The 17,953-nt window shown below is 39.0% G+C and carries 16 protein-coding genes and 1 riboswitch; of the genes, 9 read left to right on the plus strand and 7 right to left on the minus strand.

Annotated elements, in window-relative coordinates:
- Positions 1–1,752: 1,752 nt before the first annotated feature.
- Positions 1,753–3,216 (plus strand): sodium:alanine symporter family protein, encoded by a 1,464-nt coding sequence (locus tag ACGF63_RS02600; RefSeq protein ID WP_152961772.1) that lies wholly within the window; start codon positions 1,753–1,755, stop codon positions 3,214–3,216.
- A 253-nt stretch (positions 3,217–3,469) separates the two neighbouring features.
- Positions 3,470–4,297, plus strand: coding sequence for an N-acetylmuramoyl-L-alanine amidase (locus ACGF63_RS02605; RefSeq protein ID WP_036849279.1), 828 nt, complete (start codon positions 3,470–3,472; stop codon positions 4,295–4,297).
- 393 nt (positions 4,298–4,690) lie between these two features.
- On the opposite strand, the gene ACGF63_RS02610 is transcribed toward ACGF63_RS02605, so the two are convergent.
- A complete protein-coding gene (locus tag ACGF63_RS02610) occupies positions 4,691–5,119 on the minus strand; it encodes a DUF805 domain-containing protein (protein ID WP_036849280.1) in 429 nt (142 codons plus the stop codon).
- Positions 5,120–5,459: 340 nt separating this feature from the next.
- On the opposite strand from ACGF63_RS02610, the gene ACGF63_RS02615 reads away from it, so the two are divergent.
- The gene (locus tag ACGF63_RS02615; RefSeq protein WP_036849281.1) at positions 5,460–5,960 is read left to right on the plus strand and encodes a DUF2165 family protein; all 501 of its coding nucleotides are present in this window, start codon (positions 5,460–5,462) and stop codon (positions 5,958–5,960) included.
- Positions 5,961–5,962: 2 nt separating this feature from the next.
- Positions 5,963–6,868, plus strand: a complete 906-nt coding sequence (gene yddG, locus ACGF63_RS02620; RefSeq protein ID WP_387628640.1) for an aromatic amino acid DMT transporter YddG — start codon at positions 5,963–5,965, stop codon at positions 6,866–6,868.
- A 50-nt stretch (positions 6,869–6,918) separates the two neighbouring features.
- Here the strand turns inward: yddG and yidA are convergent, their stop codons facing one another.
- Positions 6,919–7,725, minus strand: a complete 807-nt coding sequence (gene yidA, locus ACGF63_RS02625; protein WP_387628642.1) for a sugar-phosphatase — start codon at positions 7,723–7,725, stop codon at positions 6,919–6,921.
- A gap of 91 nt (positions 7,726–7,816) precedes the next feature.
- A complete protein-coding gene (locus ACGF63_RS02630) occupies positions 7,817–8,200 on the minus strand; it encodes a helix-turn-helix domain-containing protein (protein WP_036849283.1) in 384 nt (127 codons plus the stop codon).
- A gap of 395 nt (positions 8,201–8,595) precedes the next feature.
- On the opposite strand from ACGF63_RS02630, the gene mgrB reads away from it, so the two are divergent.
- Positions 8,596–8,670 carry a PhoP/PhoQ regulator MgrB gene (mgrB, locus tag ACGF63_RS02635; protein ID WP_331251335.1) on the plus strand — a complete coding sequence of 25 codons (75 nt, stop codon included), beginning with the start codon at positions 8,596–8,598 and terminating at the stop codon, positions 8,668–8,670.
- A gap of 170 nt (positions 8,671–8,840) precedes the next feature.
- Positions 8,841–10,220, plus strand: coding sequence for an amino acid permease (locus ACGF63_RS02640; protein WP_036849286.1), 1,380 nt, complete (start codon positions 8,841–8,843; stop codon positions 10,218–10,220).
- 73 nt (positions 10,221–10,293) lie between these two features.
- Here ACGF63_RS02640 and pagP read toward each other — a convergent pair whose 3' ends face one another.
- Positions 10,294–10,917 carry a lipid IV(A) palmitoyltransferase PagP gene (pagP, locus tag ACGF63_RS02645; protein ID WP_152961775.1) on the minus strand — a complete coding sequence of 208 codons (624 nt, stop codon included), beginning with the start codon at positions 10,915–10,917 and terminating at the stop codon, positions 10,294–10,296.
- A gap of 588 nt (positions 10,918–11,505) precedes the next feature.
- On the opposite strand from pagP, the gene cspE reads away from it, so the two are divergent.
- Together cspE and thiD are read left to right on the plus strand one after the other, a co-directional pair.
- Positions 11,506–11,715 (plus strand): transcription antiterminator/RNA stability regulator CspE, encoded by a 210-nt coding sequence (gene cspE / locus ACGF63_RS02650; RefSeq protein ID WP_011147003.1) that lies wholly within the window; start codon positions 11,506–11,508, stop codon positions 11,713–11,715.
- A 115-nt stretch (positions 11,716–11,830) separates the two neighbouring features.
- Positions 11,831–11,923, plus strand: a riboswitch (TPP riboswitch).
- Positions 11,924–11,964: 41 nt separating this feature from the next.
- Positions 11,965–12,765 (plus strand): bifunctional hydroxymethylpyrimidine kinase/phosphomethylpyrimidine kinase, encoded by an 801-nt coding sequence (thiD, locus tag ACGF63_RS02655; RefSeq protein ID WP_036849289.1) that lies wholly within the window; start codon positions 11,965–11,967, stop codon positions 12,763–12,765.
- Positions 12,766–12,881: 116 nt separating this feature from the next.
- On the opposite strand, the gene fbaB is transcribed toward thiD, so the two are convergent.
- A complete protein-coding gene (gene fbaB, locus ACGF63_RS02660) occupies positions 12,882–13,931 on the minus strand; it encodes a class I fructose-bisphosphate aldolase (protein ID WP_387628646.1) in 1,050 nt (349 codons plus the stop codon).
- Between the two features lie 597 nt (positions 13,932–14,528).
- On the opposite strand from fbaB, the gene ACGF63_RS02665 reads away from it, so the two are divergent.
- Positions 14,529–14,582, plus strand: a complete 54-nt coding sequence (locus tag ACGF63_RS02665; RefSeq protein WP_331251336.1) for a DUF1240 domain-containing protein — start codon at positions 14,529–14,531, stop codon at positions 14,580–14,582.
- A gap of 1,421 nt (positions 14,583–16,003) precedes the next feature.
- On the opposite strand, the gene yegQ is transcribed toward ACGF63_RS02665, so the two are convergent.
- Together yegQ and ACGF63_RS02675 are read right to left on the minus strand one after the other, a co-directional pair.
- Positions 16,004–17,380, minus strand: a complete 1,377-nt coding sequence (gene yegQ, locus ACGF63_RS02670; protein WP_036849293.1) for a tRNA 5-hydroxyuridine modification protein YegQ — start codon at positions 17,378–17,380, stop codon at positions 16,004–16,006.
- Between the two features lie 199 nt (positions 17,381–17,579).
- Positions 17,580–17,924 carry a YegP family protein gene (locus tag ACGF63_RS02675; protein WP_036849295.1) on the minus strand — a complete coding sequence of 115 codons (345 nt, stop codon included), beginning with the start codon at positions 17,922–17,924 and terminating at the stop codon, positions 17,580–17,582.
- Between the last annotated feature and the right edge of the window lie 29 nt (positions 17,925–17,953).

Raw genomic sequence — 17,953 nt, forward strand, 5'->3', positions numbered from 1 at the left:
TATAGTACTTACTGTATAATATTTTAATCGTTATGATTTAGTTATTATTTTTCTTATTAAGAATTTTTTCATATTCCTCCCAAACGACAGATAATGGTGAGCTTAAGCAACAAATGGATATAGAACCCCCTGATGGAGGGTGGTATTCATATTTAGATCTCCCACGATAGACTCTTATAGGTAAATTGTTATCAGTAGGATTCTTCCTTTTTCTTCTTAACGTCATTCATAACCTCAACGTATATTGTTTAAATTATGTATTGAGAATAAAAGTGAGATATTTTTGCAATATTAACTTCATAGACATGTTTTTTTTGTAAAAGATAACAAATGAAAATATTAGCAGTAGATAATAAAAGATCCAGTTTTATGTTGCATATAAGAGAAGTTTTTTCATATTTTTTACGAAATTAATTCCGTTATGTAATAATATTTTATTGAAATTAACATTAAATGTTAAATAAATGTTAATAAAAAATTGGTTGTGACTATGCATGGTTGTTAAGTCTGTTGTTTTTGTAGATTAATGGGACTGTAATTAATCGTGAAAATATTAGTTTTGGAGAATATTGATGCTTAAAAGTAAAAGAGTTGTTAAAACAAATATTGAGCAGGATTTTAGCGAAAAATGTTGTAAACCCTCTAAATTGGAAAACTTGTTTGATAGCATGGAAAACAATCGCTTAGGCTATATTTTTCTGGTTATATTAATGAATTGCTGAGTTGGGCTTTTTGTCGGAGATTTAGCCAACTATTTGGCAGATGATCGAATTTGTATTTATGCACTGGAAAGCTGCCAGATAATCGTTATTTATTTCCCGCAGGCGACCAGAGAATGGTCTGATTATTTTATAAGAAAAAATCTTGCTATATCAGGGCTATTGTAATTTCACTTTAATTTATTTGCGGGAATATTGGACAATAAATTTACAGAAAATACAGTAATAACAGAGATTGGACATATATATTCAAGTAGTCAAAAAACAAGCGATAATGTATTAATCGTGACCATATAACGAAGTGCAGAGTATTTGTTAAAATCTTCTAATGTTAATTATAACTTAACACAAATAATCAAAAGAAAAATATCATTTATTCTTTTGATTTGGTAAGCCTATAGTTGCAGGGCAGTTATAGGTTTACCTTTTTATAAGTTTTTTGCATGTTGGTTATTCATTGAGATGATATTCCCGGTATTAGCATTCGATATTGGTGTTGCATTGTGATTTGATAAGAGGTGATAAGTTATCTTTTTGATTTTTAATGTTTTATATGATGGTCGTCACTATGCGAAATTTTTTTAAATTAATTGCGATTTTTTTCTTAAAGCTGATAATCTGCTCACAAAATTAACCACAATATCTTATTTTTGAATCTTTTTTCTTGATATTAATTGCTTGTTGATTTAATTAACAAGCGATTCACAGACGGGAGGTGATAGATAATGGTGTGTATGAAGTTACTGGTGGGCAATAGTTGATTGAATGACATAAATCTATTAACTCTCGGCCAAGAGAACAGTACATCAAACATTCATTTAATCTGATGGATAATGTAAAAATGTCAGTAAACATTACACATTAATTTCAAACTTGTGTTACATTCATAGCGTTTTTCTGACCAGTATCTCTGTGTTTTTTTTAAACGGCATTGTGTTAGTTGTTAATTATAAAGGCATATTAAGCGCAATGAATTCTGCCGGATACGATTTTATGGTCAGACTGGGTTTGCTAATTTAAGGGGAAAAATATTTTGACGGAACTGATTAACTTTTTTAACAACATCCTTTGGGGCTCCGTACTGATTTATCTTCTTCTTGGGGCCGGTGTTTACTTCACTATATGTACAGGTTTTATACAGATACGCCACTTTGGGCATATGTTTTCAGTACTGAAAAACAGCAAAAAATCTGACAGTTCAGGTATTTCGTCATTCCAGGCGTTGTGTACCAGTTTAGCTGCACGGGTAGGTACGGGCAATCTTACCGGTGTGGCAATCGCCTTAACGGCGGGTGGGCCTGGTGCCATTTTTTGGATGTGGGTTGTTGCCCTGATTGGGATGGCGACCTCTTTTATTGAGAGCACACTTGCCCAGCTGTACAAGACAAAAGACGATAAGGGGAATTACCGCGGTGGCCCGGCCTATTACATGGAAAAAGGGCTTGGGGTACGTTGGATGGGCATTATGTTCTCCATATTCCTTATTATTGCTTTTGGTCTGGTATTTAATGCTGTCCAGGCAAATTCAATTGTTCAGGCTGCTGCTTTCGCGTTTAATTTTAATCCGTTATATGTTGGTATTGGCCTGGTGATCCTTAGCGGGGTCATTATTTTTGGCGGCTTGCGTTCTATTGCCAGAGTTGCGGAGCTGGTTGTCCCTTTTATGGCGGCAGCTTATCTGATCCTGGCATTTTGGGTCGTCGGGCATAATTTTGAACGAATGCCGGAAGTGTTTGCATTGATCTTCAAAAGTGCATTCGGTTTGCAGGAAGCAGTTGCAGGAACCGTTGGTTACGGTGTTGCGCAGGCAATGACGCAAGGCGTCCAGCGAGGATTGTTTTCAAATGAAGCAGGGATGGGTTCAGCCCCTAATGCAGCCGCATCCGCATCTCCATATCCTCCTCATCCGGCATCTCAGGGGTATGTGCAAATGCTGGGTGTCTTTATGGATACTCTCGTTATCTGTAGCGCTACTGCTGTTATCATCCTTTCATCGGGTGTGCTTGATGGTGATATTTCAGGAATAAGTGGAATAGAGCTGACTCAGCGGGCATTATCCTCAGCTGTCGGTGATTGGGGATCTGAGTTTATCGCGTTAGCTATCTTCTTTTTCGCCTTCACATCAATCATTGCGAATTATGCTTACGCTGAAAGCAATATCGTATTTCTTGAACGTAATCATACTGCGGGTTTGATGATACTCCGTCTGGCGGCACTAGGTATGGTGATGTTTGGTGCGTTGGCTGAATTGCCTTTAGTGTGGAAAATGGCTGATTTATCTATGGCATTGATGGCAATTACCAATCTAACCGCTATTTTGTTACTTTCCCGCGTCGCATTTAAACTTGCAAGAGATTATAACCAGCAGAGACGTGTCGGTAAGTTACCGACATTTGATATCAATCAATATCCTGAGATTCAGCAAAAGGTTGAAGTTGGTATTTGGGAGGAAACAGCAAGTCTCGCTCAGTCGAATCAAGCGACCGACCACAAGTGAGATACCAGGACAGAAGGTATAGTTAATATTATTTAATGAGATAGAAGCTGATTACCTTTTAGGTCTTGCTTGTTACTTTTGCCTTATTCCTATTTAAATTATGGGAATAAGGCACTTTCTCTTGTGTTTTATATCAAGAATAAAACCGATAATTTTATAAAAAGATCATATAAAATATAAAATTTATTTTGTATTCATTTGATTTCTTTGTGTTATTATATTGTTTTCAATTAATAGGTGGGACAGGGAGATTATGAAGAAGATCATATTGGTTGGCTTATTTATGCTATTGGCCGGGTGTTCCAGCCAGCGTCATCTGGAAGATCGGGGCACTTATAAAGTTGATAGCTCTTTTCCTTCGAAAAGTCAGAATGACAGAGTAAGGTTTTTGGTGTTCCATTATACTGCTGTCAATGATGAGGATTCTTTACGTATATTGACTCAGGACGGTGTCAGCGCCCATTACTTGATCCCATCATTACCGAATTATGTGAGCCGGAAGCCGGTCATTCTGGAATTGGTTCCTGAAGGTAAGAGAGCATGGCATGCTGGTGTCAGTGGATGGAATGGTCGAAAAGATTTAAATGACACATCGATTGGTATTGAAATTGTCAATAAAGGATTTACGGAAAGGTTACTTGAGAAAGAGTGGTATCCGTTTAATGAGCAGCAGATCGATCTGTTAACGCGTTTAGCGAAAGATATTATTCAGCGTTATGGCATTGAGCCTGTAAATGTTATTGGTCACAGCGATATCGCGCCGCTGAGAAAATATGATCCAGGTAAACTTTTCCCGTGGAAGAATTTAGCTGAACAAGGTATCGGTGCATGGCCTGATGATGCAACAGTTGAAAAATATATGGCCGGCAGAAAATGGAATGACATGGCTTCTGTTGCGTTAATACAGAAAACATTAGCTAAATATGGCTATACCATTCCACAAACCGGTGTACTTGATGAAGATACCCTTAAAACAATCAGTGCATTCCAGATGCATTTCAGACCAGATGATATCAGTGGTAATCCTGATGCGCAAACTGAGTCAATAGCTCTGGCTTTGGTTGAGAAATATAAAGGGTAGTTTGTCTCATTCAGTAAAATCGTGCCATAAAAGTTGCTTTATCAGGGTGACTTTTATGGTATAGCTTTTCGATAATTAGCACGATAAAACTTTCATAGTTCGCTCTTCGGATCCCTCTTCACGTTGTTTTAATCTGTAATCGCAGACTATTTCGGCAATGATTAATCAAGAATTTCCTATTTCATTTCCACTGTCTTGATTCCAGATCTCTTTCATCATTATTTTAACAAAGTAGTCGTCAGACTGGATTGTAAAAATCCGGTCATGGTTGAATAATAAAATAATCAGTAATAATACAATGTATATAAATAATCGTCGTTTTATTTTATAATGACGATTACTATCTTAAGTAATCGTCAGATGAAATAACGTTTTTGAGATATAAAGTCAATATTACCTTTTATTATCGCTTTTTCTTGCCGGGAGAGTAAATGCAAGAATGATCCCTACCAGGCTGATAAACGGTGAATAGTTCATTATTTTGTCAGAAAGATAGTTTGGTAACACACTGCATAGATAGATAAAAATAGATATTGGCCAACCATACAATCCCACCCCATTAAATCTGAAAGCGGTTTTCATGATTAAATAATAAATAGTGGCGAAGGAGCACATTGCCCATACGCCAATAGAGATCATGTACAGCCACACGGATAATCCATATTGCATATAAGCGGCATAATTGTTTTCTGCCAGATAACCAGAGAGAAAAATCAGCATTCCCAGGATAACTGCCGCTGTAATAAAGCTAATAATATAATCTTTCCTACTCAGTTTTTGTCTGAAATAGTTTTTTATTGAGCTAACTAGAGAATCATCCATAAATAACAGTCAGGTAAATAAGAGTAGAATAGATAATAACTGATTTAATGATGGTATGAACAGAAAAACATAAGTCAGATATTAGATGAAAATATTTTAAAAGTCATTCTGCGATTTAATTTGTGGGAATAAGGTGATGATTGTTAAATTATATGATATACCCGTTATCTTTCAAGTTGCCTCTTTGTTGGCTGCACTCGCTCACCCCGGTCACATAGTTCGCTATGCTCCCGGGGATTCGCTCCCTTGCCGTCTCGATGCATCTTGAAATCTATAGGGTATAGTTTGTGTTCTTTATGATCTCTCTGGTGTTTTAGTCATTCTTTGGAGAACCCGACAAGTGATTATTCGTTTATCTAAGGTTTTGATGGTCTGTGCAATAGCGCTGTTTGCTACATTGGTCGCTTTTGGCAATATCACAGACTATGGTACTAATTTCGTATTTGTACAGCATGTATTGATGATGGATACCATTTTCCCTGATGCAACCATTACCTATCGCGCAATTCATTCACCGGTGTTACATCACATTGGTTATATCGTCATTATTTCTTTAGAAACGTTAACCGCAGTGTTATGTTGGATTGGCGGTATCCGTTTACTGGCGAATTTAAAATCTAATGCTGCTGTCTTCAATAAAAAGAAAGCTATCGCGATAGCTGGCCTAACCTTGGGTTTCCTGACCTGGCAGGTGGCATTTATGTCAATTGGTGGTGAATGGTTTGGGATGTGGATGTCTAAACAATGGAACGGAGTGTCCAGTGCTTTCCGTTTCTTTGTTACTATCATTCTGGTATTGATTTATTTGATTCAGCGAGACAGAGAACTCGACCAAGAATAAATATGAGGATAGATGTGAAAACAAGGATCGAACAACACAAAGCGACAATATACGGAGTACTGGCGATTGTATTGTGGAGTACAATCGTTGGGTTGATAAGAAGTGTTAGTGAAAGTTTTGGGCCTGTAGGTGGCGCGGCGCTTATTTATACCGTTGGCGCAATTTTTCTGGTTTTGCTAATAGGTTTCCCAAAAATCAGCACTTTTCCCAGAGTCTATTTGTGGCTTGGGAGTTTGCTATTTGTCGGTTATGAAATCTGTTTATCACTCTCATTAGGTTTTGCCAATAATCGTGCTCAGGCAATTGAATTGGGTATGGTTAACTATTTATGGCCAGGTTTTACTGTCTTATTCGCGGTCATTATTAATAAGCAGAAAGTGAACGGGTGGCTCTATCCTGGTTTGTTATTATCTATTTTGGGGATTGGTTGGGTGATGAGTGGTGATAATGGCTGGTCATTCAGGCAGATGGTGGAGAATATCCAGAGTAATCCATTAAGTTATGGGCTGGCTTTTGCTGGCGCAATTATCTGGGCGGTGTATTGTAACATTACAAAAATCATGGCGGAGGGTAAAAATGGTATGACGCTGTTTTTTATTCTGACTGCTTTTGCATTATGGATTCAATACTTCTTCACATCTCCCCCTGAAATGGTAATAACTCTTCGTAGTGTCAGTATATTATTGTTTGCCGGAACTGCTATTGGTGTGGCGAATGCGGCTTGGACAGTCGCAATCATCAGAGGACATGTTGCATTATTGGCTACGTTATCTTATTTCACGCCGATTATCTCTACCGCTTTTTCATCCTTGCTGCTGAGTACTGCGCTCTCTTTTTCATTTTGGCAAGGTGTGCTAATGGTCACAGTTGGATCAATTGTCTGTTGGTTAGCGACCAGAGCCAAATAATACCTGTGAAGCCAAGATATCAGGGTGGGGTTAATAGAGAATAAATCGCTTTACAAGAATTTGTTTATCGCTATTGCCACCCCATCTTGTTCATTTGTTGTAGTAATAAACTGAGCGATATCTTTGACACCTTGTTCGGCATTACCCATTGCGACACCAACAGCGGCGAATTCGATCATAGTCAGATCATTATTATGGTCACCAATACACATAATTTTATCTCTGGTGATACCGAGATAATCAGCAACGGCTTTGACAGCAGTACCTTTATTCACTTCTTTGCTGAGAATTTCCAGAAAATAGGGGCTGCTTTGAATCAGTGTATAGTGCTTATAAGCTTCGGCAGGAATGAAGTTGATGGCATCACTGAGAATATTAGGCTGGTCGATCATCATTAATTTAGTAAAGTGCATTCCACGGTCCATTTCATTGACAGGACAATAAATTAGTGGAGTGTCGGTAAGAAAAGCTTCTCTAACGGTATATGGGCTGATATCACGATTAGCGGTATATATTTTATTGAATTCCAAAGCGTGAAGATGAACGCCAATTTCACGGGATAGTGATTCAAAAAACAGATAGTCTTCAAAATCCAGTAAATTTTCCAGCAAATGTTCACCACCATACGCTTGATGGACAACACTACCATTATTGCTGATACAGTAACTGTTGGTTTCGTCCAGCGCTAATTCCTGTAAATATCGCTGGATACCGGTAAAAGGCCGACCAGAAGCCAAAACAATATGAACGCCTTGCTTTCTGGCCCGATGGATAGCTTGTTTGACTGAGGGAGTGATCTGATGATTCTCGTTCAGTAAAGTGCCATCAAGATCAATGGCGATCAATTTTATTGACATATCTCTCTCCTGAAAATCTGGTAACCCGATTGTGGTATGGCTGCGTTTGTTGGGTAATTAGCCGTTTAAAAGGCACTTTCTGGTTGCCGTGTCATGAACAGTTAGTGGCGAAATGCAGAGGTCGTTTAACCTCCAGCTCAATATCTGGATTCTGCCGGAAATCATAGGGCGTTATGCCATACTCTTTGCGGAACATATAAGTGAAATGAGATTGTGAGCCAAAGCCGAAATCCAAAGCGATGTCAAAAATAGGCAAAGTGCTGTTTCTTAAAAGATGAACAGCGCCGGTCAGACGTCGCTGGCGGATATATTTGCCAAGAGAAATTCCGGTAACTTCCTTGAATATTTTCTGCATGTGCCAAAGCGAATAGCCAGAGTAAGCAGCCAGTTCTTCCAGATGGATTACCCGGCCAAGGTGATTCTCAATCCATTTACTGAGAGCATATACAAGTGCTGAGTGATTATCCTGTGGCATTAACAATTTTGTTCTGGTTGAAAGTGAAAGGGAGTATACACAACTTTTTCTATTTTTTCTAAAGATGGTGAAGCGTTGACATAGCGATTCAAATTATAACTGAATGTGATAATTGATTTTTTTGTTCTGGTGAATAGAATCCACATAATTAGTATTTGTTTAAATTCGTTCTGGTACATTGCTGTCATAAAACTGTGAGCCAGTACGGTTTTTTTCACAACGGAAAGCATGAGATGAATATTTTTCCTGTTGCACTATTGTAAAATATCGTTTTCCAACTTTATTCTTAACATATTGCGTACTGACCGAACTTGAAGGAAACAGAATTGGACATAAAAAAAACCATTGCAATCTTAGTATTACTTGGAATATGTCTGTTCTTGTATCTGTTAGCTTTGGATAGCTACTGTGATCAGGGTGAAAAGTTTGATTCAGGTATTTGTTTTGTGACCCGGTATCTGCCTTTCTGATTAGTTGCTGATACTCATCAGCCATTTTCCCATCATGTATCTGTGCTAACATATGCCTTCAATATCCACCCTTTAAAGCTAGTGTTTTGTTTGCTTTAAATAAAGCAGATAAATGGGAAGCGGTTGTTTTCCCACTAATAATAAAATAAAAGTTGCAGCAAGAGGAAAAGATGGCAGAACAATCGCAGGGATCAACACTTAAACGCGGTCTAAAAAACCGACATATTCAGCTTATTGCTTTGGGGGGGGCCGTCGGGACAGGGTTATTTCTCGGTATTGCGCAAACCATAAAAATGGCAGGTCCCTCCGTAATTTTAGGCTACGCTATCGCAGGCTTTATTGCATTTCTGATTATGCGTCAGTTAGGGGAGATGGTGGTTGAAGAGCCTGTAGCGGGGTCGTTTAGTCATTTTGCTTATAAATATTGGGGGGAGTTTCCCGGTTTTTTATCAGGCTGGAATTACTGGATGATGTTTACTCTGGTCGGAATGGCAGAGTTGACGGCTGTAGGGATATATATTCATTACTGGTGGCCTGATATTCCTACCTGGGTTTCTGCTACGGTATTTTTTGTCCTAATTAATACGGTAAATTTAATTAATGTCCGGTCATATGGTGAGACAGAATTCTGGTTCGCTATCATTAAAGTGACAGCAATTATCTGCATGATTGTTTTTGGCGCATACCTGTTAGTCAGCGGTAATGGCGGCCCGCAAGCCAGTATTGCTAATCTTTGGCAGTATGGCGGTTTTATGCCGAATGGGATCTCCAGCCTTATTATGGCAATGGCTGTGATTATGTTCTCTTTTGGTGGGTTGGAGCTGGTTGGCATTACTGCTGCGGAAGCGGAAAATCCCCGTATCAGTATTCCTAAGGCAACTAATCAGGTGGTATACCGGATATTGATTTTCTATATTGGTTCTCTGACTGTGTTGCTGTCGCTTTATCCGTGGGGCAATGTTATTGAAGGTGAAAGCCCATTTGTCATGATTTTTCATAACCTGGATAGTTTCTGGGTGGCTAATGTTCTGAATGTTGTTGTTCTGACTGCCGCATTGTCCGTTTATAACAGCGGTGTATATTGTAATAGCCGGATGCTGTACGGTTTAGCAAAGCAAGGCAATGCACCTAGAATGCTGAAAAAAGTTAATGAGAGTGGGGTTCCTACCAAAGCAATCGTAATGTCTGCATTGGCGACGTCAATTGGTGTTTTGATTAACTATGTCATGCCGGGCAAAGCATTTGAATTATTGATGGCGCTGGTGGTGACAACACTGGTTATTAACTGGGTCATGATCTGTATGGCGCATTTAAAATTCCGGGCAAAGAAAGTTAAAGAGGGGGTAGAGCCTTCATTTAAAGCATTCTGGTACCCGTTTAGTAATTATTTGTGTCTGGTTTTCCTGGTCTTTATACTGGTCATTATTTTGATGATGGACAGTATCCGTATTTCAGTCATTTTGATGCCATTCTGGATTGGTATTTTATGGCTCGGGTTTCTCATATCCCATTCCCGCAAGAATAAAATGGAAACCATAAACCAGGGATAACACATATACCTTATGGATTTCACGATGAGGATACCAGGCTGATGTCACCCACAACCTGGTATTTTTTATCTGGCTACCACTGCCAGCGTAACCAGGCGAAGAGTACGTTACCGTTATTATATGTGCCGGGAATGTATGTCCCCTGGAACGATAACCGATTATATTCTATGGAGAATAGTGGCAGTGGGAGTGGAATAGGGACATAGTAATACTCATGACGGGCTGTGACACTTAACGTGAAGCCAATACCTATTCGGAAGCCATCTAAATCGCCGGGTATCCACATTTTCTGAAAACCATAACCCACGATGGGTTCTAGACGGTTATGAGAATCCATAAAAGCCATGGCATAGAGAGAATGCCAGTCATTGTCTTCGTCGTAACGGTATTTACCATAACCGAAACCCCAGGGACGCTCATTATATTGGTTAATTTTTTCTTCATCGTAGGTATGTCTGTTATGCCAGGTAATTACCGGCAGATAAAGTTCATTGCTGGGGGTATCCCAAATGAGAGCGACATTATTGTTGAATTTTCCCCATAAAGTGTCTGAACTGTTGCCATAACTGGTCTGTTGATGGGATTGCGTGGTTGTTAATGATTGATTGGTGGTATTTGCCGTTGTTGCAAACACTGTCCCAGATGAGACGAGAAACGTTACTGATAGGGCACAGGCTGCGGTTAAATCAAACTTCATTATTTATTGCTCCAATTCCCCGGCGACATAAATTGGCAAGATCCTTTGCATCACGCAAAATATGACAAACATCTAAATTCAGGAATTCTACTCTTGCTATTTTCAATAAAACTTAAACGAGAAATTAATATTAAGATGTTACATGTATTAAATGAGTATATTTAATACTGCTATTTGGACTGACGCATATTGGGAAATGTGTTGACTCTTTCTTTCACTCAAAGAGGGGTGATTCGCGCCTGTAGACATACCCTAGATATAAAGACTCTAATAATAAGACAGGCAAAATAAATTAAGATTATTTATGTGGTTTGAGGTTTTGTTGAGTGGATAAACTGTAAGCTAATTAGGATAACCTTGGATTTTCAAATTTTTGCGGTTATGTTAAACAATAATTGTTGTTAAGAATTTTAAATATGTGCGTTAGCTCCATAGCTGATAAAAAATGGCTTGCCATCATATTAAGAATATGTGATAAATCGTTCGGGTAAACGAGGTACGGTTCTGTTAATAGCAGCAACTCACTCTGGTTTTTATGTTGCGCCGAACGGCGAATTAGAATTAAGTGATCCAAAGGAAATTCTTAAAATGGCAAAAATCACTGGTACTGTAAAGTGGTTCAACGAATCTAAAGGTTTTGGTTTTATTACTCCAGCTGATGGCAGCAAAGATGTATTTGTACATTTTAGTGCTATTCAGAGCGAAGGTTTTAAAACTTTGGCAGAAGGTCAAAAAGTTGAGTTTGAAATTCAGGACGGCCAGAAAGGTCCTTCTGCGGCAAACGTCACAGCAGCATAACTTCTTTTTGTCAATCATTTTGAATTGACGAAGTAAATTTGTTGTCTTAATTGGTTTTTTATTGGCAACAATGACATACCGATATCACCCTGTTGGTTATCTAATAGGGTGTTTTTGTTTTGACTCGGGGTGCTCTTCATTGAGCTGAGATGAACCCGTAATACCTGATCTGGATAATGCCAGCGTAGGGAAGTCAAGGTGTCTTTTTCCTGATACCTGCTTTTCTTTTGCTGGTGGGAAGGAGTACCTATGGTAAGAATCAATTCACTGACAATTGCCGGGACTGATCCTAGCGGTGGTGCCGGTATTCAAGCTGATCTAAAAACTTTCTCTGCGCTTGGTGCTTATGGCACAACAGTAATGACAGCTCTTGTCGCACAAAATACGCATGGCGTGCAATCTGTTTATGACATAGATCCCGCTTTCGTTGCTGCACAGCTGGAATCTGTGCTGTCAGATATCAGAATCGATAGCGCCAAGATAGGTATGTTATCTAATGCGGCCAATGTTGCAGTAGTTGCAGACGCAATAAGCCGTTATTCAGTACCTTATGTTGTATTGGATACGGTGATGATTGCGAAAAGCGGTGATCCGCTGCTGGTGCCGGAAGCGGTTTCTGCGGTTGTTGAACGACTATTACCGAAGATTTCGTTAATGACGCCGAATTTGCCGGAAGCTGCGACCATATTGAGATGCTCTGTAGCAGAAACCGAAGCAGACATGCAAAAACAAGGACGTGAATTATTATCACTGGGATGCGAAGCGGTTTTACTTAAAGGCGGACATCTTACCGACTGTGAAAGCCCTGATTGGTTATTTACGGAGAATGGAGAATGGCGTTTTACTGCTCCCAGAATCAAGACTCGTCATACTCATGGTACAGGGTGTACGCTTTCCGCTGCATTAGCGGCTTTGCGTCCACGTTATCTGGATTGGCAGGCAACGCTTCCTGTTGCCAAATCATACCTCCAGGCGGCATTAGAACAGGCGGATTCTCTGGACGTTGGAACCGGAATTGGGCCTGTACATCATTTTCATCAGTGGTGGTGAGGGGCGTGATTCGGTGATAATGAGTCATGAAGGGTAAGATGCCTGTGCTATGAGGGCAACATGGCTCAGAATGTGTCATGTCTTCACGATTTTATTCATCATCACCGATAGCCTTGTTAAGCGATAGTCACTTGTTGATCCAGATAGACATCTTGAACCGCGTTAATCAGTTCAACACCTTCTTTCATGGATTTTTTGAAAGCCTTACGACCGAGGATCAACCCCATACCACCTGCACGTTTATTAATGACGGCGGTACGAACTGAATCACTCAAATCATTATCACCGGATGCGCCGCCTGAGTTAATCAAGCCGGCACGACCCATGTAGCAATTAGCTATCTGATAACGGACCAGATCGATTGGGTGATCAGTGGTCAAATTGGAGTAAACACGTTTATCTGTATGACCAAAACCAATTGCAGTATAGCCGCCATTATTTTCAGCCATTTTCTGTTTAACGATATCGGCACCGATAGTGGCGGCTAAATGGTTAGCCTGACCGGTTAAATCAGCGCTGGCGTGATAATCCACTCCCTCTTTTTTGAAGGCGGAATTACGCAGGTAGGCCCATAATACCGTGACCATGCCCAATGCATGTGCTCGTTCAAAAGCCGCTGAAACTTCCTCGATTTGACGACGTGATTCAGCAGCACCAAAGTAAATAGTTGCACCAACGGCTACCGCGCCCATTTCAAATGCCTGTTCAACGCTGGCATATAAAGTTTGATCATATTGGGCAGGATAACTCAATGTTTCATTGTGGTTCAGTTTAACCAGAAACGGGATCTTATGAGCATAGCGACGGGAAACCGAGGATAACACGCCATAAGTAGAGGCGACACAGTTACAGCCTGCTTCAATAGCCAGTTCAACGATATTCTTCGGATCAAAATAGAGTGGGTTCGCGGCAAAAGAAGCGGCAGCAGAATGTTCTACACCTTGATCCACCGGCAAAATAGACAAATAGCCAGTACCGGCAAGGCGACCATGATTTAGCAATGTTTGCATGGAGCGCAGAACCATATTTGGCCGGTTATTGTCGATCATGACGCGGTCAACGAAATCGGAGCCTGGCAGATAAAGATTTTCACTCGGAATGGTGCTACAACGATGCTGCAATAAACTGTCTGCATCTTTGCCTAACAACTTAGCGATATCAGTCATGTCTTACTCCAGTTCACAAAAGAGACTATTGATTGTCATTTATCCGTTTTGAAATAACAAGTTGTATTAGGAGGGAAGTGGTAGTGGATCGCTTCAGGTAGGCTTTCAAAGTGAAGTTTATTGCCTGAAAAGGAACCCTTAACGTAAAAGCTATATTACCGTGCTTTCAAGTGATTTACGTATTCAAGGGAATGGTTTTGTTTATAGGAGAAGTTTTGGAAAATGGAATTTAAAATATTTCTGCTCTACTGATGTGATTTTCATACTTAAATATCTATTCTAATCTCGTCAGGTTAAATCGGATTTTGATTTTTGATGTTGGTGATTTATTTTCTGTCCCTCAGTTTTAAGTATTATAAAAGCCCGCACCTTTAAGGTGGAGGGAATTATAGGGCTGTGCGAACGATATGAAGATTTCAGATGGTCGTATTCTTTCACTTAAATTGTAAATGCCATCCGTTAAATACTAATGTGATGATTTTTGATTTTAAGAACATTAACGGTGGTTTCACGATGATACACAAAAAATACAATCCCTCTTGGGAAGGTTATATGGACTATAGACTGAAAGGTGGTAACTATTTGATATATTAAATAATATTCTGGATGTCTCCGAATGTCTATGTAAGAGATATTAAACTATGTGATTAATATTATTGTATTGTGCATTTGCACAAATAAGTTCATTGGTTACATGAAATGCGTACAAAAACACAATATATCCTGATGTTATTTTAATGAGATTTATAGGGTTATATACCTTTCATCTTTCAAGTTGCTGCTTTGTTGGCTGCTTTCACTCACCCCAGTCACAGAGTTATCTATGCTCCTGGGGATTCGTTCACTTGCCGCCGCGCTGCAACTCGAAATCTATTAGGTATATATTAATATTTTTAAGTTTTTATTTTGGCAGTTTATTTGTTCTAATCATATATAATAAATAAGGCTTTGGGTCATCACAGTTCTAAAATATATATAATCCTGTAAGCGATAATCAATGTGGTTATTTATCCTATCGTAAAAATGATTATAATGTAAAATAATTATTGTGTTAAATTTTTAGTTTCAGCCTGTATTTATCGATCAATTAACTGATTGATAAACATATAAATATAATTTAATTCTTTCACAGATAGAAAATTCCTCATGGTTTTTTATTTCAGATGGTGATACTTAACTTTTTTCTCTTTATAAAAAACATTTTTCCTGTTACGTTTCTTTTTTGGTAAATAGTGTTATATCAAATGGTTAGATTGTTGATGGAAGATGTTGCGTTTGGTAGATAAGGCAGAATGATTATTGTTGTTCCCCACTGGACTGTCTTTTCCTGAATGTTATTGCCAGATGATATTTTCACTCTGGATCCAGTGCAGAAATGTGTTTCTATCGTCCTTTGATTTGCTAGCCGGCACTTGTTGTGAGGTTAAGATGAATATCAATTTCATTCTTGTAAGGTACGGGATGTGCTGCATTGTTGTTCACCGGCCTGTGGTCGATGATTGTTATTTTACCCTTGTTAATATTATGGCTATATGAAACAGAAGCTGCTCAGTGTTGATAACCAGAATAGTCAGGTAAATGTTGAACTAATAGTTTTAACAATAAGTAAATTGCAATTATCTATTTTCATAATTTTCACCTGATTAATTCTATCGAATTGTATAATATTTAGTCTAAACATGATGGATTTCTTGAATTATTGAACAGTGAAAAATTTTAATTACATTTCTTTAGATAGTGTGATATTTCAATAAGTAGAAATATTTTCTTATTAATGCATAGAGTACAAGAAACATATTAATATAAAGGTTTATTAATTTAATAGTTAAGTTTATCTATTTAATTAATCATGTAAATAAATCCTGTAACTTGTTGATTTTATTTATCGGACAGAAAAAGAAAAGGCCAGCTCAAGGGAGATTGAGCCGGCCAAGGAGGTGGTTCCTAGTCTTACTGTAGAACTTTTTTAATTTTTTATTTTTCACCAACAATACTACGGTAAATAAAATAGTATTGATGTGATCTGTTTCTAAAAAAAGAAATATATCATCACCAAGATGGTATATTGGTGATTATTTGTCTGAGTTTCGGTTAGTTTGAGCATATTGAGAACTAATACCATTTAGATTGCGTATTAATAAGGCGTAATTAATATCAATTTGTTTAGGGATTGGTAAATAGACAATATACCCATCTCCAGGAGCAACTTCCATTGGTTGGCCTTTTTTATCCTGCATTGCTTCCAGTGTAAACTGGATATTGCCTGATGGTGTCATTAATTCGAGGCTGTTTCCAACCATGAATTTATTCTTAACTGCAACTTCAGCCAATCCGTTGACCCGTTTCCCCGTAAACTCACCGACAAATTGTTGGGTGTCGGATATTGAATGACCGTATTCATAACTCTGATAGGCATCGTGGGTATGGCGGCGCAAAAAACCTTCGGTATATCCACGGTGAGCAAGTCCTTCCAGCGTTGTCAGCAGGGTTGGATCGAAAGGTTTTCCTGCGACAGCATCATCAATGGCTCTGCGATAAACTTGTGCTGTGCGGGCACAGTAATAGAAAGATTTTGTCCGTCCTTCGATTTTCAACGAATGAACACCCATTTTAGTTAATCGCTCAACATGCTCAATCGCGCGTAAGTCTTTGGAGTTCATGATATAAGTGCCATGTTCATCTTCAAAAGCCGACATATATTCGCCTGGTCGTTTCGCTTCTTCGAACATAAATACTTTATCTGTTGGTGCACCTTCTCCCAATGTCGGCTCGATATTTTTTGCCGGTATAGGTTCATGCATATGCACAATGTTACCGATATCATCCTCTTTGCCTTCTTGAACATGATATTCCCAGCGACAGGCATTAGTGCATGTTCCTTGATTTGGATCACGTTTATTAATATAACCGGATAACAGGCAGCGACCGGAATAGGCCATGCACAGTGCACCATGTACGAAAATTTCCAGCTCCATATCGGGAACATGCTGGCGAATCTCGTTAATTTCATCCAGAGAAAGTTCACGGGAGAGAATGACTCTGGTCAGGCCCATTTGTTGCCAGAATTTGACTGTCGCCCAGTTAACCGCGTTAGCTTGAACGGAAAGATGAATTTCCATTTCGGGAAAAGCTTCACGAACCAGCATAATCAGTCCGGGATCGGACATAATTAGCGCATCAGGTCCCATTTCAACGACAGGTTTCAGATCACGGATAAAGGTTTTCAGTTTGGCATTGTGCGGCGCAATATTCACCACAACATAAAAACGTTTGCCAAGCTCATGCGCTTCTTTGATACCTAGCGCCAGATTTTCGTGATTGAATTCATTATTGCGAACACGCAGGCTGTAACGTGGTTGACCGGCATAAACTGCGTCTGCGCCATAGGCAAAAGCATAACGCATATTTTTCAGCGAACCGGCAGGGGAAAGTAATTCTGGAGTAAACATGGTTAAAAAGTTCTCGGTCTGAGTTCAGCGCAATTTTCACTACAAAAAGTGAGGGTAAGGCGGAGGATTCTAACGCTTAATTTGTTGAGGATACAAATTTATTAGATTGAAGTGCTCAGTTCTGTTGGTCGATGAAGTTGCACCTTATCCGTTGAATATTAATTTCAACTGATAAGGTGCAGTTTATGATGAAAAAATATCACTCTGACTTTGTCAGATCCCGGACATTTTCGCTTGAACCATTCTTAATGGCAGACTGAATGCCCTTTTTAGCAATGGTTTCATTATCGAAAGATTCGCTGATGCCGATGACTTGGTAGTTTCTGGCTTTCAGCACGAAATAATGCTTGCCAGATTTGTGTTCCCTGATTTCGAAGTTTTTTTCTGCCGGTGAGTTTGCCTGGACAGAACGAATCCCTTTATTCGCCGCTGCCTTTGTGGTGTACATTTCACTGGTGAGGATAACGTCACCGTTCGATGCTTTTAAATTGAAGTAATACTGCTTGTTTTTTGTTCTTCTCAGATCATAATAAGCTACAGCCATAAGAAATTCCTCCAATCAAAGGTAAGTAT

This window comes from Photorhabdus sp. RM322S, assembly GCF_042879395.1.
In the GTDB taxonomy this organism is placed as follows: Bacteria; Pseudomonadota; Gammaproteobacteria; order Enterobacterales; family Enterobacteriaceae; genus Photorhabdus; species Photorhabdus khanii.